The organism is Sphingobacterium sp. SYP-B4668 (assembly GCF_027627455.1).
GTDB lineage: Bacteria > Bacteroidota > Bacteroidia > Sphingobacteriales > Sphingobacteriaceae > Sphingobacterium.
In genome coordinates, this window is record NZ_CP115483.1 from 2688708 (window position 1) to 2713232 (window position 24525).

17 protein-coding genes are annotated in these 24525 nt (G+C 42.7%); 11 read left to right on the forward strand and 6 right to left on the reverse strand.

The window, feature by feature from the left end:
- Positions 1-90: 90 nt before the first annotated feature.
- On the reverse strand, positions 91-1326 hold the full coding sequence (locus tag OQ289_RS11165) for a helix-turn-helix transcriptional regulator (RefSeq protein ID WP_270090834.1): 1236 nt from the start codon (positions 1324-1326) through the stop codon (positions 91-93).
- Between the two features lie 294 nt (positions 1327-1620).
- On the opposite strand from OQ289_RS11165, the gene OQ289_RS11170 reads away from it, so the two are divergent.
- On the forward strand, positions 1621-2340 hold the full coding sequence (locus tag OQ289_RS11170; protein WP_270090835.1) for an MIP family channel protein: 720 nt from the start codon (positions 1621-1623) through the stop codon (positions 2338-2340).
- A gap of 112 nt (positions 2341-2452) precedes the next feature.
- Here OQ289_RS11170 and OQ289_RS11175 read toward each other — a convergent pair whose 3' ends face one another.
- From OQ289_RS11175 to OQ289_RS11195, 5 genes are all read right to left on the reverse strand, one after another.
- Positions 2453-3433: a bifunctional riboflavin kinase/FAD synthetase gene (locus OQ289_RS11175; protein ID WP_270090836.1), complete on the reverse strand. Its 981-nt coding sequence runs from the start codon at positions 3431-3433 to the stop codon at positions 2453-2455.
- Positions 3434-3697: 264 nt separating this feature from the next.
- Complete coding sequence (gene truB / locus OQ289_RS11180; protein ID WP_270090837.1) at positions 3698-4429, reverse strand: tRNA pseudouridine(55) synthase TruB; 732 nt, start codon at positions 4427-4429, stop codon at positions 3698-3700.
- Positions 4429-5223, reverse strand: a complete 795-nt coding sequence (locus tag OQ289_RS11185) for an undecaprenyl-diphosphate phosphatase (RefSeq protein WP_270090838.1) — start codon at positions 5221-5223, stop codon at positions 4429-4431. The genes truB and OQ289_RS11185 overlap by 1 nt, the downstream gene beginning before the upstream one ends.
- Before the next feature lie 8 nt (positions 5224-5231).
- The gene (locus OQ289_RS11190; protein WP_033562378.1) at positions 5232-5477 is read right to left on the reverse strand and encodes a DUF3098 domain-containing protein; all 246 of its coding nucleotides are present in this window, start codon (positions 5475-5477) and stop codon (positions 5232-5234) included.
- Positions 5478-5489: 12 nt separating this feature from the next.
- On the reverse strand, positions 5490-6368 hold the full coding sequence (locus tag OQ289_RS11195) for a cell division protein FtsX (RefSeq protein ID WP_270090839.1): 879 nt from the start codon (positions 6366-6368) through the stop codon (positions 5490-5492).
- Positions 6369-6723: 355 nt separating this feature from the next.
- On the opposite strand from OQ289_RS11195, the gene leuS reads away from it, so the two are divergent.
- The 10 genes from leuS (at position 6724) to OQ289_RS11245 (ending at position 24448) form a co-directional block, all read left to right on the forward strand.
- Positions 6724-9507 carry a leucine--tRNA ligase gene (gene leuS / locus OQ289_RS11200; protein ID WP_270090840.1) on the forward strand — a complete coding sequence of 928 codons (2784 nt, stop codon included), beginning with the start codon at positions 6724-6726 and terminating at the stop codon, positions 9505-9507.
- A 466-nt stretch (positions 9508-9973) separates the two neighbouring features.
- Entirely contained in the window at positions 9974-13252 is a 3279-nt protein-coding gene (locus OQ289_RS11205; protein ID WP_270090841.1) for a SusC/RagA family TonB-linked outer membrane protein, read from the forward strand.
- 36 nt (positions 13253-13288) lie between these two features.
- On the forward strand, positions 13289-14989 hold the full coding sequence (locus tag OQ289_RS11210) for a RagB/SusD family nutrient uptake outer membrane protein (protein ID WP_270090842.1): 1701 nt from the start codon (positions 13289-13291) through the stop codon (positions 14987-14989).
- A gap of 146 nt (positions 14990-15135) precedes the next feature.
- Complete coding sequence (locus OQ289_RS11215) at positions 15136-16461, forward strand: D-alanyl-D-alanine carboxypeptidase (RefSeq protein WP_270090843.1); 1326 nt, start codon at positions 15136-15138, stop codon at positions 16459-16461.
- 58 nt (positions 16462-16519) lie between these two features.
- Positions 16520-17818, forward strand: a complete 1299-nt coding sequence (locus tag OQ289_RS11220) for an MFS transporter (protein WP_270090844.1) — start codon at positions 16520-16522, stop codon at positions 17816-17818.
- Positions 17819-17941: 123 nt separating this feature from the next.
- Positions 17942-18670, forward strand: a complete 729-nt coding sequence (locus OQ289_RS11225; RefSeq protein WP_270090845.1) for a (Fe-S)-binding protein — start codon at positions 17942-17944, stop codon at positions 18668-18670.
- A gap of 101 nt (positions 18671-18771) precedes the next feature.
- A complete protein-coding gene (locus OQ289_RS11230; protein WP_270090846.1) occupies positions 18772-19650 on the forward strand; it encodes a TIM barrel protein in 879 nt (292 codons plus the stop codon).
- A 32-nt stretch (positions 19651-19682) separates the two neighbouring features.
- Positions 19683-20567 carry a hypothetical protein gene (locus OQ289_RS11235; RefSeq protein WP_270090847.1) on the forward strand — a complete coding sequence of 295 codons (885 nt, stop codon included), beginning with the start codon at positions 19683-19685 and terminating at the stop codon, positions 20565-20567.
- 147 nt (positions 20568-20714) lie between these two features.
- Positions 20715-22304 carry a peptide MFS transporter gene (locus tag OQ289_RS11240; RefSeq protein WP_270086960.1) on the forward strand — a complete coding sequence of 530 codons (1590 nt, stop codon included), beginning with the start codon at positions 20715-20717 and terminating at the stop codon, positions 22302-22304.
- Positions 22305-22663: 359 nt separating this feature from the next.
- Positions 22664-24448: a peptide MFS transporter gene (locus OQ289_RS11245; protein ID WP_270086961.1), complete on the forward strand. Its 1785-nt coding sequence runs from the start codon at positions 22664-22666 to the stop codon at positions 24446-24448.
- Positions 24449-24525: the final 77 nt, after the last annotated feature.

Consider the following 24525-nt stretch of genomic DNA (forward strand, 5'->3'; position numbering starts at 1 on the left):
CTACTCATGTGGGCCTACCAGCGCCTGCATCAGTATGCTCTCGACGTCGTACCGAATATCATCTGCTATGGGCATTGCCAAAAAAGCTAGCTACTGATTTTTATCGATTAACGCCGATCGATTGTCTATGTCTAAGATATCGTAGATAGTCTTCAAGTGATATTTTACAGTATTCTCCGAGATGAATAGAAAGGCCCCGATTTCTTTGTTGGTCTTCCCCTGTTTGACCAGTTCAATAATTTCCGTATGCCTTGCTTTGAGCTGTTGGTTGCCCAATTTTGCGGTGAGATCATCACGGGATGCATCGGAAGTAGGTGTAATGTATTGCGCTAGGCGAGCACGCATCTGCTCCATTTCTTTCTCCATCAGGATACGACGGTGCTTATTGGAATGGTAAAGTTTGAATAGCACGAAGATAAGGGCACATAGCAGCAGGATGATGCAACTGAAAAGCCACATCATATTTCTCTTATTGACCGTCTCGATATCACTTCGTTGCTGTAAGAGCTCTTTTTCCAAGACATTAAGCTTGCCACTCCGGTTTGCTGCGTCATATTGTCTACGCGCTTCGCTGACGGTCTTTTGCGCTAGATAGGCTTTTTCATACTCTTTATTTGATGTATAATAATAGATAATGGTTTCATACATCGTAATCTTGTACAGGTCGATGTTGTATTTATTTGCATAGTCCAAACCTATTTTAAAGGCTTCCAATGCCTTTTCTTTAAGACCCATTAAGTTGTAAAGCTCTACTTTGACCTTGTAGATGATGGGCAGATGCTTGGGGTTTTCTTGCTCCAACAATCGAATGCAAGCGTCAAAGTACTGATCGGCTTCGGAGTAATTTTCTTTGCGAAGCTCTAGGTGACCCAATACGCATTCATAGAAGGCTCTAGTTTCTCTGTGTATGTATTGGAGATTGTCTGGTTTGACTTGTTTCAACAATTCCAAAAGTTCCTTTTCATTCTTGAGGTCGAAATGGATGAGTATGCGCTCGACAGTGACTCGTGTTTCGGCCTCTTCGACACGATCGCTCTTTTGCCCCTCTTGATAAGCAAGCTCTAGATTGTTGAGTGCTCCTGAGTAATTATAAAGCTGCTTGTAAGTGAGTGATTTTTCCAGGTAGGCGATGTAGCGGTCATAAGGGGTAGACTTGGGGTCATTGATGATTTTCTCCAATAGGAGGATCGATTTTTCATTTTGATTGTTGTCATTTAGATTGGATATCTCTTCGTGCAATCTGTTTGGGTCGATTTGCTGCGCATAAAGGGCAAATGTAATGAAGAATAAAAAGAACGTTAGAATAAGCTTTGAAGGTCTACTCATAAATGTATGTGCAATATATTTAATATAAAAATAATAATTGTATCGATAGGCATTTGTAAATGAGTCAAATTTACGATTTTTATCCGACTTTAAATACAAATTAGACGCGGGGATTAACTTTACATTTAGAATAGATAGGCTACGGCAACCCTGTTACATTAATCTACTTATTACCAAATTATTAAGGTTTTTTATCATCCTTGTAGCCAGTCGACTATAAATTTACTTTTTTTTGTTTGAAATGATTTTTGTATACTATAAATTTGAGTAACGATTATATAATCTATAAGAAAGATGAAAATAGAAACGTATTCAAAATTTGTCGCTGAGCTGATTGGTACATTCGGTTTGGTGCTCTTTGGTTGTGGTGCAGCTGCAATAGCAGGTGTAGATACCGCAGGTGGCCTATCCGGTTTGGGCCTATTGGGTATTGCCACCGCTTTTGGTCTGTCAGTAGTGGTATTTGCCTATGCTATTGGTGGGATCTCGGGCTGCCATATCAACCCCGCTGTGACAATAGGTGTATTGGCTGCGGGCCGTCTATCTGCAAAAGATGCAGGAGTCTACATCTTGGCGCAATTGATAGGAGCCTTGTTGGGAGCATTTGTGCTACAACAGATTTTAAGCGGACAATTAGCCGGTTTCCAGGCTGGTGAATGGGCCTATGGGTCAAATGGCTGGGGGCAAGGGTATCAAAACGAATATGGGGTTGTGGCAGCGTTTACAACTGAAGCGGTGCTGACATTCCTCTTCCTATTCGTGATATTGGCTACGACCTCTAACGTAGGAAATGGTACAATGGCTGGATTGGCAATCGGCTTTACGCTGTTGCTCATTCACCTTGTAGCGATACCTGTGACTGGAACTTCTGTCAATCCAGCACGCTCATTTGGCCCTGCTGTGTTGGCGGGTGGAGTGGCACTTTCACAGCTGTGGTTATTTATTGTCGCGCCAATAGTTGGTGCGCTGGTCGCAGCAGGAGTGTGGCGGGCAATAGCACCCAAAGCGGAGTGAAAATAGAGGTGTAAAAGATAAATGGGAGTATACCCAACAGAAGAGTCCTTGGCTTTAAAGCCAAGGACTCTTTAATTTTTATGAAAACAAGACGATGTTAATTTGTATGTTTTTACTTGGTCTCAAAGAAATGACGGATGTACTGCTTGTCTTCTTCTATCTTATCTTTCATGATGTCTATACTTTCAAAACGTTCATCATGTCGGACAAAGTGTAAAAATTTGACCTTAAGTGTCTTTCCATAAATATCCTCGTTGAAATCAAATAGGGATACTTCTATGTTACGGGTCATACCATCTACAGTAGGTCGGGTACCGATATATCCCATCCCTTTGGCTCTGCAAATAGGCACTTCCTCTTCGTAGGCGCCAGTCAAGACTTCTTTCACCTTGTCATAAATCTCTACCTCTACGGCATAGATGCCATAGGCCGGAATCAGCTTGTGCTTCTCGTGTACATGTAAATTGGCGGTAGGAAACCCAATGGTCCGACCAATCTGATCGCCACGAATCACAGTCCCCGTCAATTCAAAAGGATAGCCTAAGTATTGGTTGGCTGTATCAATATTACCTTTGATCAAGGATTCTCGGATGCGTGTAGAAGATACGGCAACATCATTGATATCTTGCTCGGGAATCTGATCGACGGTATAATCGAAAATTTCAGCAAAATATTCCAGTTCGACAAGAGAGCCTTTTCGGTCCTTTCCAAAATGATGGTCGTATCCAATGACAATTTTCTTGGTGCCCAGCTTGCCAATCAATACATTGCTGATGTACTCCTCTGGTGTCTGATTGGAAAAATCTCGAGTGAAAGGCGTTAGGATCAGATGGTCTATACCTGCTTTGGCAAGATGCCACACTTTTTCTTCAATATCGTTGATGAGGCGGAGACTATCGTCATCTGGATTGATAATAAGGCGAGGATGAGGGAAAAAAGTCAATAATACGGTCTCTCCATTGATTTTCTTAGCAGATTCTTTAAGATGACTCAAAATCTTCTGATGCCCGATATGGACGCCATCAAAAGTCCCAATGGTGACTACAGCGCAGTCTAAAGGTTGGAAGTCTTCTAAATTTCTGTATATTTTCATCCTAACTATTCTACTTGTTGGCGGATGAGAGCTCGATCGACGGTGTCGACTCGGTTTCATCCTAACTATTCTACTTGTTGGCGGATGAGCGCTCGATCGACGATGTCGACTCGGTACCCTTCCACTTTCTTATTAATTTCTTCTATTTAATGACTATATACCTTGCGTTTATCCGGTACATATTTGCTTAGGTCGAGACACCGACCTACATCATTAAACTGAGTTTGCCGCAAAAATAACAACTATTATTCGTTAATGGTTGAATTAGATTGTTTGTTTTTCGTTAATTTTTTGAGATCGGATGACTTCGATGAGTTTTTCTAAGTTCCATGCGTTGGCAATATCATAGTCGCCACTTTTGGTACGACGGAGCTCACTGAGATGCCCACCATTGTCCAATGCTTTTCCAAAATCATGTGCGATAGAGCGAATGTATGTTCCTTTGGAACACGAAATCCTAAAGTGCACGTGAGGGAGTTCAATCTTTTCGATGTCAAAACTATTGATACGGATCTTTCTGGATTTGAGTTCAACCTCTTCTCCTCGTCTAGCCTTTTCGTACACGCGCTCTCCATTGATTTTGATTGCCGAATGAGCGGGTGGGTATTGTTCGAGTTCGCCCAGAAATTGCTGCGTGGCCGCCTGAATAGCATCTGCTGTCAAGTCACTGATATCAAACCGCTGGTCGATATCGGTCTCCAAATCATATGAAGGTGTAGTGGCACCTAGGGTAATTATACCCGTATACTCTTTGTCTTCTGCTTGAAAGGTGTCGATTTGCTTAGTCATCTTTCCAGTGCACACAATCAAAAGACCGGTCGCCAATGGATCGAGGGTGCCTGCGTGGCCTACCTTTATCTTTTGGGGTTTGATTGAATTTCTAATCTTACCGACGACGTCGAAACTCGTCCATGTGAGTGGCTTATCGACCAAAAGCATTTGCCCTTCTGCGAAGTTGAAAACGGGCTCTTGTTCGTGCGCTATACGTTCTTCCATTAAATAATCTGTAGGCTATGGCCTGACATCAACAAAGCGATAATCAGCAATCCAACAATAATCCTATACCAACCAAAGGCTTTAAAACCATATTTGGTCAGGATTCCGATAAAAGATTTGATGGCAATAATCGCCACTATAAATCCCACGACGTTACCAATAATCAATAGATTGATTTCATCGGGAGTAAAAGTATTACCTTCTTTAAAAAATTTAAGCAACTTGACTAAGGATGCGCCAAACATCATGGGGAGCGCCAAAAAGAATGAAAATTCAGCCGCTGCTTTACGCGTTAATTGCTGCGTCATACCCCCCACAATAGTACTTGCTGATCGTGACGTGCCCGGTATCAAGGCCAGACATTGATAGAGACCGATCTTGAACGCTTGTCCATACGAAATATCATCTGAATTGTCCAAGGAGGGCTTGTTGAACCATTTGTCTACAAATAAAAGAATCACTCCACCGATGACCAAACTGACGGCTACCATTAATGGACTTTCTAGCCACTGATCGATATAATCATTCAGTGCAAGACCTAAAATCGATGCCGGTATCGCAGCTACCACAAGCTTGTAGTAAAAGGCCATAGACCGAAAGAAACGCTTGTAGTAAAGAACCAAGACAGATAGGATGGTACCCAGCTGGATAACAATGGTAAAGAGCTTGACAAATGCTGTGGGCTCGATGCCCATTAAAGCGGTAGCAATAATCATATGTCCTGTCGATGAGACAGGTAAAAACTCTGTCAGGCCTTCAATGATGGCCAAGACAATGACTTCAATTAAATTCATCTACTATTTTATACGTTCTTGTTCTTGGGTTTGTATAGGATGGCGACAAAACCCAATGCAAAACCTAGTATAACAACGATAGGAGCAATCGTTATTTTGGTAAAACTATAAATATCAGTACTGCCCGACATTAGGAAAAAACCGATAATTACGACAAGGATACTGGCTACAAAAAGTTGGTAATTAATTTTTGCGAATGCAAATCCGGTCTTGTTGACAGGTGTTGTTTTTGTAGTTTTATTAGCTTGAGCCATAATGGTATATAATTAACGATATAAACTATGTGATTTTGCCTTAAGGTATTTGGTGACTGCAAAATAGGTACTCAACCCAGCAATCAGGACGCCAAGAATGATGACCCCCAAAAAGATGGCGCCAAACTCGTACCAATTTCTTAGAAAGACCAATTCAGGAATTTGCCTTTGCGAAAATTGTAGGGTGAAGAGTAACAGTAAAATGGCAATCAACGCGCCCAATAAACCGTGGACAATACCATACAGGATGTAGGGCTTGCGGATAAAATTTTTGGTTGCACCGATGAGCTGCATGCTCTTGATCAAGAAACGCTGGGAGTATATCGCTAGTCGAATGGTATTGTTGATCAACGCAACCGCTATTACCAAAAGGATGACGGTGAACGCCAAAACAACGATACTGATGACGCGGATATTCTTATTGACCATATCGATCAATGACTCTTGATAAACGACTTCCTTGACCTTGCTGCTGTTGGATACTTTTTTGATGAATGTCTGTATGCTATCGGTATTGGCATATTGTTCTTTCAGGTATACATCAATAGAAGGTAGCAACGGATTGTGCCCTAGGAACTCAACAAAGTCTTCTCCCAGGTCCTCTCTTAGATTTTTGGCAGCAAGTTCTTTACTGATGTATTCTGTGCGTAGCACGTAAGGGTCTTTTTCCACATCTTTTTGCATCGCCAATACATCCCCCTCTGTCGTATCATCATTGACGATGATGTTGAGGACAATATTCTCCTTTACATATTTGGAAAGGTTGCGGGCGTGTACAAGGATCAATCCCAATAAACCAGTCATGAGCAGTACCAATGCAATGCTGATTACCGTTGAGACGTATACAGATTTTGTTTTTTTCTTGGTGGTGCTTAATTCGTATCCTGACATAAGCAGATTTTAATTATTTGTTTGCGAAAGTAAGGAATTGCGCTGATTTTATGAACAAATATTGCAATTACTTACTAAGTGTGTAACTATCATTCGTATGGAGATGACCAATAATCTATCCTGAATGCATCTTGGAAGGAGATGGGTCACTTTATTCTTTAACTTCTAATATCTCCAATTATTGTTTAAAGTGCAAATCATTTTACCAAAAATAGTCTTCCGATGTGTCTGGTGGTCTTGAAGGACGTAGATGGCGCCTCCAATGATAAAGCTGTAGGATGTGCGACAGAATGGTTTTTATATATAGGAGTAAAATTGTAATTTCGCAGTTCTTAATAATTCCTTATTTAGTCAAATGGAGTATAATCATAAATCATTAGAGAAGAAGTGGCAGAAATTTTGGGCGGCACATCACACGTTTAAATCATCAGATTCACATGATAAGCCTAAGTATTATGTGTTGGATATGTTTCCGTACCCGTCTGGGGCTGGACTACATGTAGGGCATCCACTGGGCTATATCGCATCCGATATCTTTTCGCGGTACAAGCGCTCAAAAGGTTTCAACGTCTTGCATCCAATGGGATATGACTCTTTTGGCCTGCCTGCTGAGCAATATGCTATACAGACCGGGCAACATCCGGCGATTACCACCGAAGCCAATATCAATCGGTATAGGGAACAGATGGATAATATCGGATTTTCGTATGATTGGAGCCGTGAAATTCGGACATCTGAGCCCGAGTATTATAAATGGACGCAATGGATATTCATGCAATTGTTCAATTCGTGGTACAACAACGAATCGGATAAAGCGGAATCCATCCAGACCTTGGTCGCCAAATTCGAAAGCACAGGTTCAGCTGGTATTAAGGCCGTATCTGATGAAGATGTATCTACCTTTACTGCTGCTGAGTGGCTGTCATTCGATGAGGAGGCCCAACAACGGGAATTGTTGAAATACCGTATTGCCTACCTGCGGGAGAGTACCGTTAATTGGTGTGCAGCTTTGGGCACTGTATTGGCGAATGACGAGGTTATCAATGGTCTTTCTGAACGTGGAGGTTACCCTGTCGAACAAAAGAAAATGATGCAATGGTCTATGCGTATTACCGCCTACGCCGATCGCCTACTACGTGGGCTACAAGATGTTGATTGGCCCGAACCTCTGGTCGAGATGCAACGCAACTGGATAGGTAAATCTGTCGGAGCATCGGTCAAATTTCCTGTGCCGCAGTTGAATACAAATATAGAGGTGTTCACGACACGTGTGGATACCATCTTTGGTGTATCGTTTGTGGTATTGGCGCCAGAACATGAGCTCGTATCTGCTTTAACTACCGAAGGTCAACTGTCAGATATACAGTCTTATATAGATAAGACAAGTAAGAAATCAGAGCTTGATCGAATGGCCGATACCAAAACCGTATCTGGTGCATTTACGGGTAGCTATGCTAAACATCCTATTACTGGAGAAGAAGTCCAAATCTGGATTGCAGACTATGTATTGGCCAGCTATGGTACAGGTGCTGTGATGGCTGTACCCTCTGGAGACCAGCGCGACTATGTATTTGCGAAGCACTTCGGCTTACCGATTGTGCCTATATCAGATTCGCAACAGATCGAAGATGAAGCTGATGCCAATAAAAATGGTAAATACATCAACTCAGGATTTATAAACGGTATGACTTATGAAGAAGCTGTGCCTGCATTGATTGCGAAGTTGGAAGAATTGAATCTGGGGAAAGCTAAAATCAATTTCAGGATGCGGGATGCGATATTTGGACGTCAACGCTATTGGGGTGAGCCGGTACCGGTATACTTTAAGAATGGACTGCCCTATTTGATAAAAGAGGAGGAACTGCCGTTGCTCTTGCCTGAGGTAGATAAGTACCTGCCGACGGAAAGTGGGGAACCACCGCTAGGACGTGCCGAAGGTTGGAAATACGAAGATCGCTATGAATATGAACTCAGCACAATGCCTGGTTGGGCTGGGTCAAGTTGGTACTGGTTCCGATATATGGATCCCAAGAACCAAGGGGCTTTTGCCTCGCCAGAAGCCATCGATTACTGGAAGTCTGTTGATTTATATATCGGTGGTTCTGAGCATGCTACCGGTCACTTGCTGTACTCACGCTTTTGGAATAAATTCTTGAAGGATCTGGGATATCATCAGGAGGAGGAGCCATTCAAGAAGTTGATCAACCAAGGGATGATCCAGGGCCGATCCAACTTTGTATATCGTGTACTAGATGCTGATGGAAGAGGTACGAACCAGTTTGTCTCTTACGGACTTAAAGGCCAATATACGACCAACGCACTACATGTAGATGTCAATATTGTCGTGAATGATGTGCTGCACTTGGACAAATTCAAGGCTTCTAGGCCTGACTATGCAGACGCTGAATTTATCCTCGAAAATGGTAAGTACATCTGTGGATCGGAAGTCGAGAAGATGTCGAAGTCCAAGTTTAATGTCGTCAATCCAGATGATATCATCGATACCTATGGTGCGGATACCCTACGTATGTACGAGATGTTTTTGGGTCCATTGGAACAAGCCAAACCTTGGAATACAAACGGTATAGAAGGCGTGTACAAATTCTTAAGAAAAGTGTGGCGTCTATTCCATGACGGAGCGGGCAACTTTGCCGTATCTCCCGATGAACCAACTAAGGCCGAATTCAAAGCCTTACATAAAATCATTAAAAAAGTGGAAGAAGACATCGATAGATTCTCATTCAACACTTCGGTATCGGCATTCATGATTTGTGTAAATGAATTGACAGATCTCAAGACGAACAAAAGAGCGATATTGGAGCAACTCTTAGTGGTATTGCAGCCTTATGCTCCTCACATTACGGAAGAATTGTGGTCGTTACTGGGAAATGAAGCAGGGACAATCTCCTATGCAGCTTATCCGACGTTCAATCCTGAGTATTTGGTTGAATCTGAATTTGCCTATCCCGTATCCGTGAATGGAAAGATGAAAATGAATTTGCCACTTGCACTAGACCTTGACGCCAAAGCTGTGGAGGAAATCGTACTGGCTAATGAAGATGTCCAAAAAGTGTTGGATGGCAAGGCTGTGAAAAAGCTGATTTTCGTAAAAGGAAAAATCATCAATATAGTAATCTAGTATAACTATTGCGCACCTCGCGCCTGCGATTTGCCACCTATAAGGTTCCCTTGGACGTTCCAAGGGGACCTTTTTTTTTGCGACAGCATTTCATCTATCCAAAAAAATCTATTTGACTAAGCAGCTCATTATGAAGAGGTGGCGTTATTGAAAGAAGTATGTTTACTTTAATTGTCTCCATTTCTTTACAAAGGAGCATTTTCCTAAATGCTTTTCGAAAACAAAGTTACTGATTGTCAAGATCTTGTTACATTTAATGATGTACCTCGTACACTTTGCTTGCAAAAGCAAATTCTTATTGATTATATTTAGGTAACCAAGTTATAAATCGTTAATCCATTCACCATGGGTTAATCTATCATCCATTAATTAAAAAAAAGACATGCCTATGATGTAACCGCGCGCGCCACAAAAAACCAACCGGCTTAAAACCAACTAACAAACAATAAACAACTAAACATTAATTATGACACAGTCAAAACACTTTAATGGAAGGGGTAGGCCTTCTATTCACCTCTCCTTAAAAAAGACCTTTTGGATGGCGAGTCTCACCGTTCTTGCCGCGAATCCAATTTTTGCTGAATCAATTCACGTTGAAAATCTCTCGTTCCGAACGCCAAAAGCGAATATGATTGGTGTACAGGAAATCACTATCAAGGGAACAGTGCTGGATGCGACGACCAAATCCCCTTTATCCGGGGTGACGGTCAAGGTTGTTGGGAAGAGCACTGCGACCAGCACGGGGGGGAATGGAGAGTTTGAGATCAAGACTGCGGCAAACGATATGCTCGAGTTCAGCTATATCGGATACGGAAAAACCAGTCACACGGTCACAGGGCCCACCAGCAATCTCGTCGTTGAGCTCTTGAATGAGGCAGGTTCTTTGGAAGAGGTGGTGGTGACAGGGTATGGCGCACAGCGCAAAAAGGATTTAACCGGTTCGGTGTCAGTGGTAGACGTCAATCAGCTGAAGAGCCAGCCGACAGCAAGTGCAGTTGAGGCCTTACAAGGACGTGCTACAGGGGTGCAAATCGTTGCAGATGGCGCGCCGGGGTCAACTCCACAGATTAAGATTCGGGGCTATAGTACAATCAACAACAATGAACCGCTTTATGTTATTGACGGGGTGCCTTTTGAAGGTAAATTGAGCTGGCTGAATCAAAATGACATTGAGTCCATGCAGGTGCTGAAAGATGCGTCGGCAGCTTCTATATATGGAGCGCGTGCGAATAATGGGGTCGTCATTATTACTACCAAAAGCGGTAAAAGTGGTAAAGCGCAAATTAATTTGGATGCTTACTACGGTGTGCAGGTCCCGAATAGGGGTAGATTTCCAAAAATGCTGACCCCGCAACAGGTTTTAGATATAGAAAATCGCGTTAATGGCACAAACAACACATTACCAGACTATATGGTAGCGGGAGGTAAAGTGGGGCATGACATTACGCCTGCGGATGTAGACCTATCCAAGTACAAATATAACGTAAAGAATAAAACGGATTTCTATCAAATAACGAAGACGAATAAAGAAGGCACAGATTGGTTCAGGGAATTATCTCAAAATGCACCCACACAATCTTACCAGCTAAGTGCGGCGGGTGGCACGGATGATGCAAAATATGCCATGTCAGCCGGATATTTAGGACAGAAAGGGACTATCATCCATACGGGATTTGAACGGTTCAATATAAGGGCTAACACCTCTTTCTCAGCTTTCAATAATAAGCTTCGGTTTGGGGAGAATATGCAGTATAGCTTTACGCAGGGGCATGGTATCGGGGTAAATACCAACACCGCCGGTGACTATATTGGCGAGGGCAGTGTATTGGGATTTGCGTATCGGATTCACAATGCCATACCTGTGTATGATGAGATGGGCAACTTCGCAGGATCGCTCGGAGGGGAATTTGGGAATGGCGAAAATCCAGTAGCTATTGCCTATCGGGCAAAGGACAACGTGAATAAGAACAACTTTTTCTTTGGAAATGCCTTTTCGGAGTATGACCTTATAGATGGACTTACCTTGCGGACTAACTTCGGCTTGAAGTACGAAAACTACAACGGTATATCGTATCGTTATCCCAATCCAGAGTTTACTGAAGGAAATTTGAGCAACTCGATGAGTGAAAACTTCGGCTTTACGACGGAATGGACCTGGACCAATACACTTAATTACAAAAAAGTATTTGGTGAGCACAGCCTGAATGTCTTAGCAGGTACCGAAGCTATACAAAATAGGTATCGGCAATTGAGCGGCAGCGGACGGGACTTATTCACCATGAGCAGCTTAGACTATCTCTACTTGGACGCTGCCAATGGCCAATCCAGTGGAAGTGAAGGTACGGTAGGCTCTATGTTCTCCTTGTTCGGAAAAGTAGACTATGCGTTCAAGGACAGGTATCTGTTGAGCGCGACTGTACGTAGGGATGGCTCTTCCAATTTTGGTCCAGCTAATAAATACGGCGTATTTCCAGGAGTAAGTGCTGCTTGGCGGGTATCAGAAGAGGATTTCTTAAAAGAAAATACTTGGGTCAGCGATCTGAAGCTGAGAGCGGGCTATGGTGTGACGGGTAACCAACGCATCCCATCCGATCAGTATAGAAGAAGATTCAAGTCGGCCGTGAATTCGTCATCTTATCCAATCAACGGCACAGTAGTGACCGGTATGTGGTTGAGTGACTACGACAATCCAAATATCAAATGGGAGCAGGTATCGGCCCTCAATCTAGGTGTGGACTTCTCTATCCTCCAAGGGGACATCGATGGCTCATTTGATTGGTATGACAAGCGCACTACAGATATGCTGTACCGTTTGCCACTTCCAGCTATTGCAGGAGGGCGGGCCAATTCGCCATATGTAAATGTCGGGGAGATGCAGAATAAGGGGATTGAATTCTCGCTTGGTTACCATTATGGGCACCGTCAAGAAAAACCATTTACATTGGATCTAGCGGCCAATATATCACGCAACATCAATAAAATTGTCTCCTTGTCGCCATCTATTACACAGGACAACTTTGGTGCATTCCGGAGTATGGAAACCTCTATCTTAAAAGCTGGAGAGCCATTTGCAGCATTCTATGGCTATAAAGTCATCGGTATTTACCAAAGTGCTGACGACGTAGCGAACTCACCTGCATACAAAGATGCACGAGCAGGCGGGCTCAAGTATGCTGATATCAACAATGATGGTAAAATCGATGGTGACGATCGGACCGTGATCGGTAGCCCACATCCTGACTTTATCTATTCTTTGAATATCAATGCCACCTATAAAAACTTTGACCTGATGCTGTTTTTCTATGGTTCAAAAGGTAACCAAAACTATGAGGCCACCCGATACTTCACGGATTTCGGGGTATTCAAGGGACAGAAGAGTGTGCGGGTATTGGATGCATGGAGTGAGGATAATCCCGGCAGCATGATTCCGTCACAAGGAAAATCAGACGCTTCGAACTTTGAGTACGCTTCTTCCAGTTACTACATCCAAGATGCGAGCTTCTTGAAGTTGAAAAACCTACAGATTGGCTATACGCTTCCTACCGAAAAAATCTTTCGGTCGACAAGTGGTGTTCGAAAATTACGGGTATATTTTGGCGTGACGAATCTATTTACTATCACCAACTATGAGGGGCTAGATCCAGAAATATCAGCTACTCCTTCAGACTATCCGGCGCTAGGTGTTGACTTCGGGGTATATCCGCAGTCCCGCCAGTATATGCTTGGACTGAGTCTTGGGTTTTAAACTGTAGTAATGATTGGAAATTTAACAACAAAGAAGATGAACAAGAGAACGATATTAACGACTATATTAAGCGTATCCATCCTGATGGTATCTTCCTGTGGGAAAGACTTTTTGGAAAAGAACGCACAAGGCGAATTGACGGAGGGAGAAGTGTCCATGAGCGACGGGATCGAACAGGTACTATTGGGAGCCTACGGTATTATGAACGGGAATGTAAACGGCACATGGGGCAACTACTCATCAGCTCCCAGCCAGTGGATATTTGGGGAGATGACCTCAGACAATGCCCATAAGGGATCCGAACCGACAGATCAGCCGAATATGAATGCACTGGAGACATACTCCGCTAATGGGGTAAATGACAACCTAAGCACGATGTGGCAGGTGTACTATGAAGGTGTACTGCGAGCCAACAACGTCTTGAAACTCCTCGCAGTCGATCAACAAGGTGAAAAGACCGTAGGTGCCGATCGTGCAAAGCAGATTGCCGGGGAAGCAAGGATGTTGCGTGCGCACTACTATTTCTATCTTTGGCGGGTATTCAAAAACATCCCTTATGTGGATGAAAATACAAGTACAGAAGATGCCAAGACAATACCCAATAATACGGATGTGCTACCCAAGATTATAGACGACCTTATTTTTGCGAAAGACAACCTGCCAATCGCTAAAATCAACGGGGAGAAAGGACGGATGGACCAAAACATCGCTAAAGCTTATCTGGGCAAAGTATACTTGTATCAAAAGAAGTATCCGGAGGCGTTAGTGCTGTTGAAGGAGGTGATTGCGGGCAAAGATATCAAGGTCATGCCCTTTCAAAATAACTTTGACGTGCTGACCGAGGACGGACCGGAGGTGGTATTGGCTTCTAAACATGCTATCAACCCAGACCGGAGTGGAGACAATGCCAATGTCGGCGACATGCTGAGTGGACTGAATGGCAACAACCCTGTCGGCTGCTGTGGGTTTTTCCAGCCTACGATAGATCTGGTCAATGCTTATAAGGTAGATAACGCAGGGCTACCTATGCTAAACAATGAATATCGGACTGATCCGTATAAATCGGATTTAGGAAGCGAAGACAGCTATACGTTGAACGTAAATCTTCGTTTCGATCCTCGCCTAGACTATACTGTGGGAAGAAGAGGGGTGCGCTATCTCGACTACGGGGTGATGCCAGGAAAAGGTTGGGTGCGCGACCAGGCATATGCGGGTCCATTCGTGGGCATTAAGACCATGATCCCGCAGGAGCTCTTTGCCAGTTATGCCACAGCCGACACCTACCTGACGGCACTTGACGTCAACATAATCCGTCTGGCGGACGTGATATTAATGGCTGCTGAGTGTCATGTCGAGCTTAATCAGCTTCCGGAAGCCTTGGCCTTGGTCAATTCTATCCGGGAACGTGCCGCCAAGCTTCCTCCAAAACTCACTGGGGCAGGAGTGCCAGCAGCAGATTATGAAGTGAAACCGTACCCTGTGTTTCCAGACCAAGAATATGCTCGTAAAGCGGTGAGATTTGAAAGACGGCTGGAATTGGCGATGGAAGGTCACCGTTTCTTTGATTTGGTACGTTGGGGGGTAGCTAAGCAAGTAATCGAAAGCTACTCGACATTTGAAGGTAGCTTGCTGCCATCTTATAAAGGACTGGTGTTTAAACCTACAAACGAATACTTCCCAATCCCGCAGGATGAAATCGATAAGAGCGGTGGTACATTGAAGCAGAATGATTTGTAGACAATATAATTAAACAAAATGATCAAGGGTCGCTATACTATGGCGACCCTTTTTTGTGGCAACTAGCCGCGCAATGCTTGCTGGTGCCCGTTATAATAGGAGAGTTGCCCAGCAAGTAAGCGAGGGAGGTTTCATTAAATTTTTGTATGTTTATTGCAATGAAAAAGCGTACCCTATCTTTTCTAACACTGATAATTCTTTTTATACCGACCCTAAAAGCACAGATAGATGTTGATTTACGTGCTAAATTTGAGCATGCTGAGGATTTAAAACACCACTTTTATGGGTTCTCACTTTATGATGCCGATAGTGGACGATTTATCTTTGGAATCAACGAAGAAAAGCACCTGATGCCGGCATCCAATACCAAAATCTTTACTGTATTGGCCGCACTCCATATATTATCGGATTCCATTCCAGGCCTACAGTATGTAGAACGCGGCGATTCGCTTATCTTTTGGGGGACTGGTGATCCGACATTCCTACACAATAGATTGGATAGCCACAAGGTATATGATTTTTTAAAACGATCGGGCAAGCACCTATACTATGTACCTACCCAGCCAAAAGAGCCTTTCTACAGGAACGGTTGGGCGATGGAAGACTATGATGAATATTATCAACCCGAATTGAGTAGCTTCCCGATATATGGGAATGTAGCTACTTTTCGTGCTCCGCAGAGCGGGTCGCTATCGGTGGTGCCTGCTTTATTTCAAGAGCTGATCCATGTACGTGAGCAAAGCAGCAATAGGGCAAATTTCGCGCTGTCTCGAAAATTTGACACAAACGTATTCGAGATGTCGTCAATAAATGTGAAAAGAGGGTATGTCAACGAAAAGCCATTTAAATATTCTGATAGTCTATTTTTACAGCTCTTAGTGGATACGCTTAAGAAAGAAGTCAAGATGATTGACTATGAAAAACCTTCGGATACTCATATCTTATATTCGAATAGCCGAAATGAGATGCTCAGGGAGATGATGTTGCCAAGTGATAACTTTATGGCCGAGCAGTTTCAGATGATGTGCTCGTTTGTTAAATATGGTGAGTTTGATACCCGAAGGATTAGAAGTGATATGCAACAGGAGTACTATACTCACTTTACGGATAAAATAGATCTCCAAGATGGGAGTGGGCTATCTATCTATAACCTCGTCACACCTCGAAGCGTAGTCGAACTCTTAGCCTTACTGCAATCAAAGGTCGCGGATGAGGCTGTGCTCCATCGCCTCTTCCCGGCAGGAGGAGTGGATGGCACAATCAAATCAGCCTATCAACTAGATCAAGGCCAGCCATTTGTGTGGGCCAAGACGGGTACGCTAAACTCGGCCTATTGTCAAAGCGGATATATCCTCACGCGCAACGGACGTCGTCTGATATTCTCCTTCTTGAATAACAATTTTGTAACGGCACCTCGTACCATACGTAAGGAAATGGTCGCTATTATCACCCATATACGACAGAATTATTAAGTAGGGTAAGACCATTATTTGGATAATCCTTGTATATTCGAACGTTTAAAAAAGCTTTATGGCAACTGTTGAGAAAAACAACAAAAAATTGATAAGAGCTTGGTCTATGTATGACTGGGCAAACTCGGCTTACAACTTGGTCATCACGTCCACCATCTTTCCGGTATACTACACCACTATCACTCATACTGAAGCCCATGGGGATACCGTGACGTTCTTCGGGATAGAAGTGGTCAATACGGCTCTTTCTAATTTTGCGTTGGCATTTGCGTACCTTTTTATGGCGCTATCCTTGCCTTTCATCACTTCGTATGCGGACGCCACAGGACGTAAAAAGATGTTGATGAAATTGTTTACATATATTGGTGGTGCGGCCTGCATGGGTTTGTATTTTTTCAAGTTGGAAACACTGGAAATGAGCATTATTTTCTTTGCGCTTGCAGCAATGGGGTATATAGGCGGGGTGGCTTTCAACAACTCTTATCTTCCAGTAATAGCCACGGTAGATCAACAGGACAGCGTGAGTGCACAAGGCTTTGCCTATGGGTATGTAGGCTGCGTGTTGCTTCAAATTATATGTTTTGTATTTGTACTGAAACCGGAATGGTTTGGCATTACGGACTTATCGTTTCCAGCTCGGCTTTCTTTCTTCTTAGTGGGGCTGTGGTGGGTATCATTCGCGCAAATTCCATTCCGAGCACTGCCTGGTAACCAGGCTGTAGCGGTAGAGAAGGGACAGCCGATGTTGACCAAAGTTAGGGAAGAATTTGAAAAAGTATGGCATCGAATCAAAGAAATACAAGGCATCAAAAGATTCTTGCCTGCTTATTTCTTTTATGCGATAGGGGTGCAAACGGTCATGATCGTAGCCGCTGCCTTTGGAGAGAAGGTACTGCACTTGGGCGCGCCTAAGTTAATTGGTACGATTCTGCTGATCCAATTGGTGGCAATAGCAGGTGCTTATATCATGTCTGCACTGGCGAAGAAGGTCGGTAATATCCTGATTCTGATGTTTGTGGTGTTGGTTTGGATTGCTATTTGTATTGGCGCTTATTACCTGCAGAGTGAAATTCAATTTTACATTATAGCCGTGTTGGTAGGGGTGGTGATGGGTGGTATACAGTCTCTTTCTCGATCCACCTATTCGAAACTCTTACCCCAAGATATCGAAGATACCACAGCCTTTTTCAGCTTCTATGATGTCACTGAGAAATTGGCAATCGTGGTGGGGCTATTCTCTTTTGCACTGATTGAACAGATTACCCATAATATTAGATATTCGGCATTATTCCTATCTTTATTTTTTGTAATTGGATTTTTACTGCTTTTTAGGGTATTAAAGTTCAACAAAGCTTAATTTAGTTTTTTTGAAAGATATAGCGTTTAAATATCCATGTAGCGGAGGTTACATAAACGCGAATAGTATAGTTTAGAGCCACCAACCGGTGGAGGAGACCGTTAAAAGAGAGATAATATACATATGAAAGTAGAGCTGTTTGTACCTTGTTTTATAGATCAGATGTATCCTGAAACAGCTTTCAATACCATCAAAATATTGGAAAGAGTGGGTTGTGAGGTGATATACAATCCAGAGCAGACTTGCTGTGGGCAGCCTGCTTACAATGCAGGGTTTTGGGATGAAGCAAAGGTCGTAGGGGAAAAATTTTTAAATGATTTTTCGGAAGAGCATTATATTGTGGCGCCGTCGGCATCTTGTGTGGGAATGATCAAGAATGGGTATAATGATTTGTTTACAAATTCGGTAGAGCATAATCGCTGTCGTGGGATACAACGCAATATGTATGAATTAAGTGATTTTTTGGTGGAAGTAGTCAAAAGAGATTACTTTGGCGCCGAATTGGTGGGTACAGCAGTCTATCATGATTCATGCTCGGCATTGCGTGAATGTAAAATCAAGGATCAACCGAGGCAGTTATTGGCAAATGTGGGGGGACTGGAATTGGTTGAAATGAAAGATCAAGAAACCTGTTGTGGGTTTGGAGGCACCTTTGCCGTCAAATTCGAAGGCATCTCGTCGGCCATGGCTGAGCAAAAGGTGCAGCATGCATTAGACGTAAAGGCCGATTACATCATATCCACAGATGCTTCGTGCCTCTTGCAATTGAAAGCCTATATCGATAAACATCAACTGCCAATAAGGACGTTACACTTGGTTGATGTATTGACCTCGGGCTGGGCTAACATATAGGTCAACAAAAGGCTGATTAGGTTAATATTATTGATAATCGAGCCTTTGTTTTTGAATAAATTACAGTATTTTTATATAATAAGCATTTTATTTAGACAATTATGAATTCTAGAAGAGATTTTCTCAAAAACTTAGGCCTGGCAACAGCTGGCCTTGCACTAACTCCTAGTTTGGATGTGTTTGCAGCCAAGAAGCCATGGTTTGAAATTTCATTGGCTGAATGGTCTTTGCACCGCACTCTTTTCAAAGGAGATCTTAAGAATATAGACTTTCCTGAGTTTGCAGCAACTAAATTTGATATCCGTGCCGTAGAGTATGTCAATCAATTCTTCAAAGACAAAGCTAAGGACATGACTTATTTGAAGGATCTAAAGCAAAGAGCAAAAGATAACGGTGTGCGTAATGTCTTGATCATGGTAGATGGAGAAGGTAATCTCGGGGATGAAGACGCAACGAAACGTAAACAAGCTGTCGAAAATCATTACCAATGGGTGGACGCTGCTGCATTTTTAGGTTGTCACGCTATCCGTGTAAATGCTGCTGGAAAAGGTACACCTGAAGAGGTAAAGGGACGTGTTGTGGAAAGCTTGAGTACATTGGCAGATTATGGAAAGAAATCAAAAATAGCTGTTATTGTAGAGAATCATGGTGGTATCTCTTCCCATGGTGATTGGCTAGCCGATCTATTGAAGCAAGTGGGTAAGAAAAACTGCGGCAGTCTACCTGACTTGGGTAACTTCTACGAGTACGATCGCTATCAAGGTGTCACCGATTTGATGCCTTATGCACATGGTGTGAGTGCAAAAAGCCACAGCTTTGATGAGCAAGGTAATGAGACTCAGATAGACTACGCACGCATGATGAAGATTGTTAAAGATGCAAAATTCAAAGGTTTTGTGGGTATCGAATATGAGGGGGACAAACACAGCGAAATCGAAGGAATTACATTGACTAAAAAATTATTGCAAAAATTTCAATAAGCGCTAGCTATTAAGTCCTTAATATAGATAATATGAAGATTTGGTGTAGGTCTATCTGTTTGGGATGTCTGCTATCGATCATGCTGCCAGGATATGGACAAATGACCATGGCGAGTATGAAAGTTTGGGAGGATTCGTTGCTTAATATCGGTCAACAGGTCTTTCAAAACCAAGCAGAACCCGAACGGATAGACGCCAACTTCAGATTTGTGAAGACGCTAGTCTCTGCATTGAAAGAAAATAAGTCGTTTGACTATCCCTTTGAACGACTAAAAATGATTTCGATCCTCAATTCTCCGGATCAAAAATTTAGGATATTCTCTTGGAATGTACCACTCAATGATGGCTCGTACTTGTACTACGGAAGCATTCAATTGCAAACGCCTAATGGAGAATTGAATCTGATCCCTTTGCTAGACAAAACATTTGAGATCAAAAATCCGCAAACCGATATTGTCTCGGGTCAAAATTGGTATGGTGCTCAATATTATGCTATCATCCCCAATGGCAACCACTATATACTCCTGGGGTGGAAAGGACACAACCGGCTCTTTAGCCAGAAGGTAATCGACGTACTGACCCTGAAAGGTAAGGAGGCCACTTTCGGCTTAGCCTATTTTTCTAATGAACCCAAGGTGGTACGCAAGATATTCAACTACACCCGGGAAGCCACTATGCTGTTGCAATATGAAGCCAACCACAAGCGTATCGTATTTGACCATTTAGTCCCAGCAGATAAAAGTCTGGTCGGCAAGTATCAATATTATGGACCTGACTTGAGCTACGACGCTTATGAGGTAGCTCCAGGGAAGTTATTTTTCAAATCAAATATCGACTATGTGAATCCTGTAAACGGACGTGAAGCCGAGTATTTGGACCCTGCACGTAAAAAGGCGGAAAAGAGAAGTGGCTTTTAGTGTCCTTGAAATAAAAATATTTCTTTTATAATCCTTAATCAATTCAAAAAGTTTGTTTTCTTTGTAGCATTGTTTGTTAAAACAACTATTGAATGATTCCGGTTTAAGGAAAATATTGAACCATGTTAAATCTATTAAATATCATATATGACTGAAGAGAGAGATGAAGTATTGGTCTCGCACTTATCCAAGCAAGGTGTAGACGACAAAATGGTAATGGGGCATCCCGCAGGATTGTTTGTATTGTTTTTTACAGAGATGTGGGAGCGGTTTAGCTACTATGGTATGCGGGCACTCTTGACTGTGTTTTTGGTAAGCGAGATAGCCAAAGGCGGCTGGGGCTGGAGCAACGAGGAAGCGATGAAGCTTTACGGCGTATACACAGGACTTGTATATTTGACCCCCTTGCTTGGCGGAATCATTGCTGATAAGTTGACCGGATATAAAAGAGCCATCCTGATTGGCGCATTAATCATGACCTTAGGGCATGCGTCTATGGCCTTGGAAGGATTTTCATCCAATTTCTTCTACCTAGGCCTTATCCTAATGATTCTTGGTAATGGGATGTTCAAACCCAATATCTCGTCCATGGTTGGTAAACTCTATCCCGATACGAGCTCAAAGAAAGATGCAGCGTATACTATTTTCTATATGGGAATTAATGCAGGTGCATTTTTGGGCATGTTGCTCTGTGGATATATTGGTGAAAAGGTAGGGTGGCACTATGGATTTGGATTGGCGGGAGTATTTATGTTCTTCGGTATGCTCCAATTTTATTTTGGAGAGAAGATATTTGGCCTTATAGGTGAAAACCCAAAAGTAATCAAAGCCGATCACGACCGTAAAGTTGCCGCAAATGAAGAGCAAGATGAGATACTTCCTTCCAATGTGATACGTGACCGACTGATCGTAGTTGCTGTACTGATGCTGGCAAGTATTGTATTTTTCTTTGCATTTGAACAGGCAGGTGGATCCATGACCATTTTTGCAAAAGACTACACCCAGCGTGTGCTGGATGGAGGAATGGCATCTGCATTTAAATGGGTAGACGCGGCATTGACGATATTTCCAATCTTGATCGTCACATTGGTCTTGGCACGTTTAGCTTCCAAGATATACGTTAAATACCCGTTGACTATTCTTTTTACAGCTGTTTCTTTTGCTATTATTTGGGTATTGGGTATCTGGAAAGTGCACCGTGAGTTTACCTCTTTCGGTACAGAAGTGACGGTATCTTGGTTCCAGATATTAAATTCGTTCTTTATTGTAACCTTAGCTTCTGGATTTAGTAAATTATGGGAGAAGGTATGGAATCCATCTGGACCTGTAAAATTTGCCTTGGGGCTCATTTTGGTCGGAATTGGTTTCGCAGCCCTTTCGTATGGAAGCCTTTCTATACCTCAAGGTGCCAAAACGGCATCCGTGAGCATGATATGGCTGGTGTTGGCGTATTTTTTCCATACTACCGGCGAACTATGTTTATCACCGGTAGGATTATCGTATGTAAGTAAGCTGTCCCCTAAGAAATTTTTGGGTTTGCTATTCGGCTTTTGGTTTTGCGCATCTGCTATTGCGAATTTCCTAGGTGGATTTATGGGGGCGTATATCGATAAGATTACGGAAACACATTCTATGTCCTATTTCTTCATGATATTCACCATCATTCCGGTGGCCACTGCATTGTTGCTCATTATCTTTAATCCAATATTAAAGAAGATGATGCATGGAATTCGTTAACCACAAGATATTTACACACAAAAGCACCTCTAGGGGTGCTTTTTTTGTTTCTAAATCCTTTCGCAATAAGATAAATTTATACCTTTGTGGATGTTTTAAAGACCAAAATTTGGGCAAAAGGCATGGGTTGACTAGGTGTATATAAAACACCCATAATCACTTTTGTAAGGCGGTTGAACTTCGTTTAAACCAGCTCTTTTTACACGTATAATGACGGGAAGACCGCATTAACAATTTAGATATATGAAATATCCATATAGCACTAACTCCGCAAACACCAATGATGGTCATGATTTCATGATCCGCTTGCGCTCGGGTTGGATATTCCATATGGCCACAAAAAATCAAACTACATATATATGAACGATCAAAATCGTGCTGTATCAGGCGCGCTTGAGAATGATGGAATCGATCAATCGACAGTGCTGGGACATCCATCCGGACTATTAGTGCTTTTTTTTACGGAGATGTGGGAGCGGTTTTCCTATTACGGAATGCGTGTACTTCTCATTCAATTCTTGACCTCGGCAGTTATTTTTGGTAGTCCTTTCTCTGGATGGGGATGGACAGCTGAGCAAGCTGGGGCACTTTACGGTACGTATGCGATGTTGGTCTACCTGACGCCAATATTGGGCGGAATAATTGCTGACCGTTATATTGGCTCGAGGTGGGCAGTCATCATTGGAGCAGCTATTATGACTTTAGGGCACGCAGCTATGGCCTTCGACTCTTCATTCATGTTTTTTACCGGATTAGGCTGTTTGATTATCGGTACAGGCTTCTTTAAGCCGAATATGCCTTCTATACTTGGCGAAATGTACAAACACCTTCCTGAAAAGAAGGATGGTGCATATACTATCTTTTATATGGGGGTCAATGCAGGTGCATTCTTTGGTATGATGCTGTGCGGATATCTAGCCGAGGAAGTTGGTTGGCACTGGGGATTTGGGCTTGCGGGTATCTTCATGTTATTGGGTACTATACAGTTTTGGGCAGCAAAACCTTTAATGGGCAATCTTGGGGTGCTTGATAAAGCAGCTAAGGCGGAAGCTAAGAAAGTCACCATAGCACATAAAGAGGAAGAAGAACGGAATCCATATACGACATTTGACATGGTGCTGATCGGTATTATCACGGTAATTGGTTTTATGTATGCGTTCAATGATCCTTTGTCAAAAAACGGTGTCATTGATATCTTTAAATTTTTGGACACAGAGCACCTCAGGGGGCAATTCTTAATGATATTTATAGCCCTTATTATATTCATCTACCTGATCGTATCCCGTATCATGCGTTATGGAAATGTGGTGCGTGATCGCATGTTTGCCGTGATTTTGTTGGCCTTTTTCTTGATTTTCTTCTTTATGAGTTTTGAGCAAGGTGCCACTTCATTGGTATTGGTCGCACGTGATCATATCGATAGGCAGCTTTCTGGAAATAGTTTATTGATTTTCAATATTGTCAATGCACTCTTCACCATCGTACCTTTAATTATTATATCTTGGGTGCTCATTCTGTTGGCGAAGGCGACGTGGAAGAAAATCGCATTCTCAAACATGATTTTATTGGTCTGCTTTATATTGATATGGGGAGCGGCGATTTGGATGCTGACGAATGAATTTACAGCGAAGACGTCTGAAATTAAAGTATCCTGGTTTTCAACGCTCAATTCATTTTTCATTATTGCATTGGCTTCGTCGGTATCCAAGATATGGGAGTCCAAATACAATCCATCAGCAGCGTTTAAATATGGATTTGGTCTTATACTAGTGGCAATTGGATTCTTAATATTAGGACTGGGATCTATTGGCATCAGTGAGCACGTGAAGATTTCCATGATTTTTCTGGTCCTGACTTATCTTTTCCATACTCTTGGGGAGTTGTTTATTTCACCAGTAGGACTATCATATGTCTCCAAGCTGGTGCCTGCCCGTATGCTGGCCTTTATGTTTGGCGTGTGGTATTTGGCGATTGCGATTGCACAGAAGCTTGCTGCTATATTAGGAGGGCAGGTCGAAATCATTAAAGAGGAATACTCGTTGAGCCATTTTTTCTTTTTGTTTACAGCAATCCCAGCAGGAGCGGGTCTTCTTGTGATGCTCCTAAACCCCGTCATCAAACGCTTGATGCACGGTGTAAAATAGAAAAGCTTGAAGCTTCCCTCCCAAAATGAGGGAAGCTTTTTTTATAGTAACATAGGTATTCAAAATAAAAATGGACC

Bases quoted from the DNA above. Each gene is read 5' to 3' on its own strand.
- OQ289_RS11165 (WP_270090834.1), bottom strand. From the start codon at position 1,326: ATGAGTAGACCTTCAAAGCTTATTCTAACGTTCTTTTTATTCTTCATT.
- OQ289_RS11170 (WP_270090835.1), top strand. From the start codon at position 1,621: ATGAAAATAGAAACGTATTCAAAATTTGTCGCTGAGCTGATTGGTACA.
- OQ289_RS11175 (WP_270090836.1), bottom strand. From the start codon at position 3,433: ATGAAAATATACAGAAATTTAGAAGACTTCCAACCTTTAGACTGCGCT.
- truB (WP_270090837.1), bottom strand. From the start codon at position 4,429: ATGGAAGAACGTATAGCGCACGAACAAGAGCCCGTTTTCAACTTCGCA.
- OQ289_RS11185 (WP_270090838.1), bottom strand. From the start codon at position 5,223: ATGAATTTAATTGAAGTCATTGTCTTGGCCATCATTGAAGGCCTGACA.
- OQ289_RS11190 (WP_033562378.1), bottom strand. From the start codon at position 5,477: ATGGCTCAAGCTAATAAAACTACAAAAACAACACCTGTCAACAAGACC.
- OQ289_RS11195 (WP_270090839.1), bottom strand. From the start codon at position 6,368: ATGTCAGGATACGAATTAAGCACCACCAAGAAAAAAACAAAATCTGTA.
- leuS (WP_270090840.1), top strand. From the start codon at position 6,724: ATGGAGTATAATCATAAATCATTAGAGAAGAAGTGGCAGAAATTTTGG.
- OQ289_RS11205 (WP_270090841.1), top strand. From the start codon at position 9,974: ATGACACAGTCAAAACACTTTAATGGAAGGGGTAGGCCTTCTATTCAC.
- OQ289_RS11210 (WP_270090842.1), top strand. From the start codon at position 13,289: ATGAACAAGAGAACGATATTAACGACTATATTAAGCGTATCCATCCTG.
- OQ289_RS11215 (WP_270090843.1), top strand. From the start codon at position 15,136: ATGTTTATTGCAATGAAAAAGCGTACCCTATCTTTTCTAACACTGATA.
- OQ289_RS11220 (WP_270090844.1), top strand. From the start codon at position 16,520: ATGGCAACTGTTGAGAAAAACAACAAAAAATTGATAAGAGCTTGGTCT.
- OQ289_RS11225 (WP_270090845.1), top strand. From the start codon at position 17,942: ATGAAAGTAGAGCTGTTTGTACCTTGTTTTATAGATCAGATGTATCCT.
- OQ289_RS11230 (WP_270090846.1), top strand. From the start codon at position 18,772: ATGAATTCTAGAAGAGATTTTCTCAAAAACTTAGGCCTGGCAACAGCT.
- OQ289_RS11235 (WP_270090847.1), top strand. From the start codon at position 19,683: ATGAAGATTTGGTGTAGGTCTATCTGTTTGGGATGTCTGCTATCGATC.
- OQ289_RS11240 (WP_270086960.1), top strand. From the start codon at position 20,715: ATGACTGAAGAGAGAGATGAAGTATTGGTCTCGCACTTATCCAAGCAA.
- OQ289_RS11245 (WP_270086961.1), top strand. From the start codon at position 22,664: ATGAACGATCAAAATCGTGCTGTATCAGGCGCGCTTGAGAATGATGGA.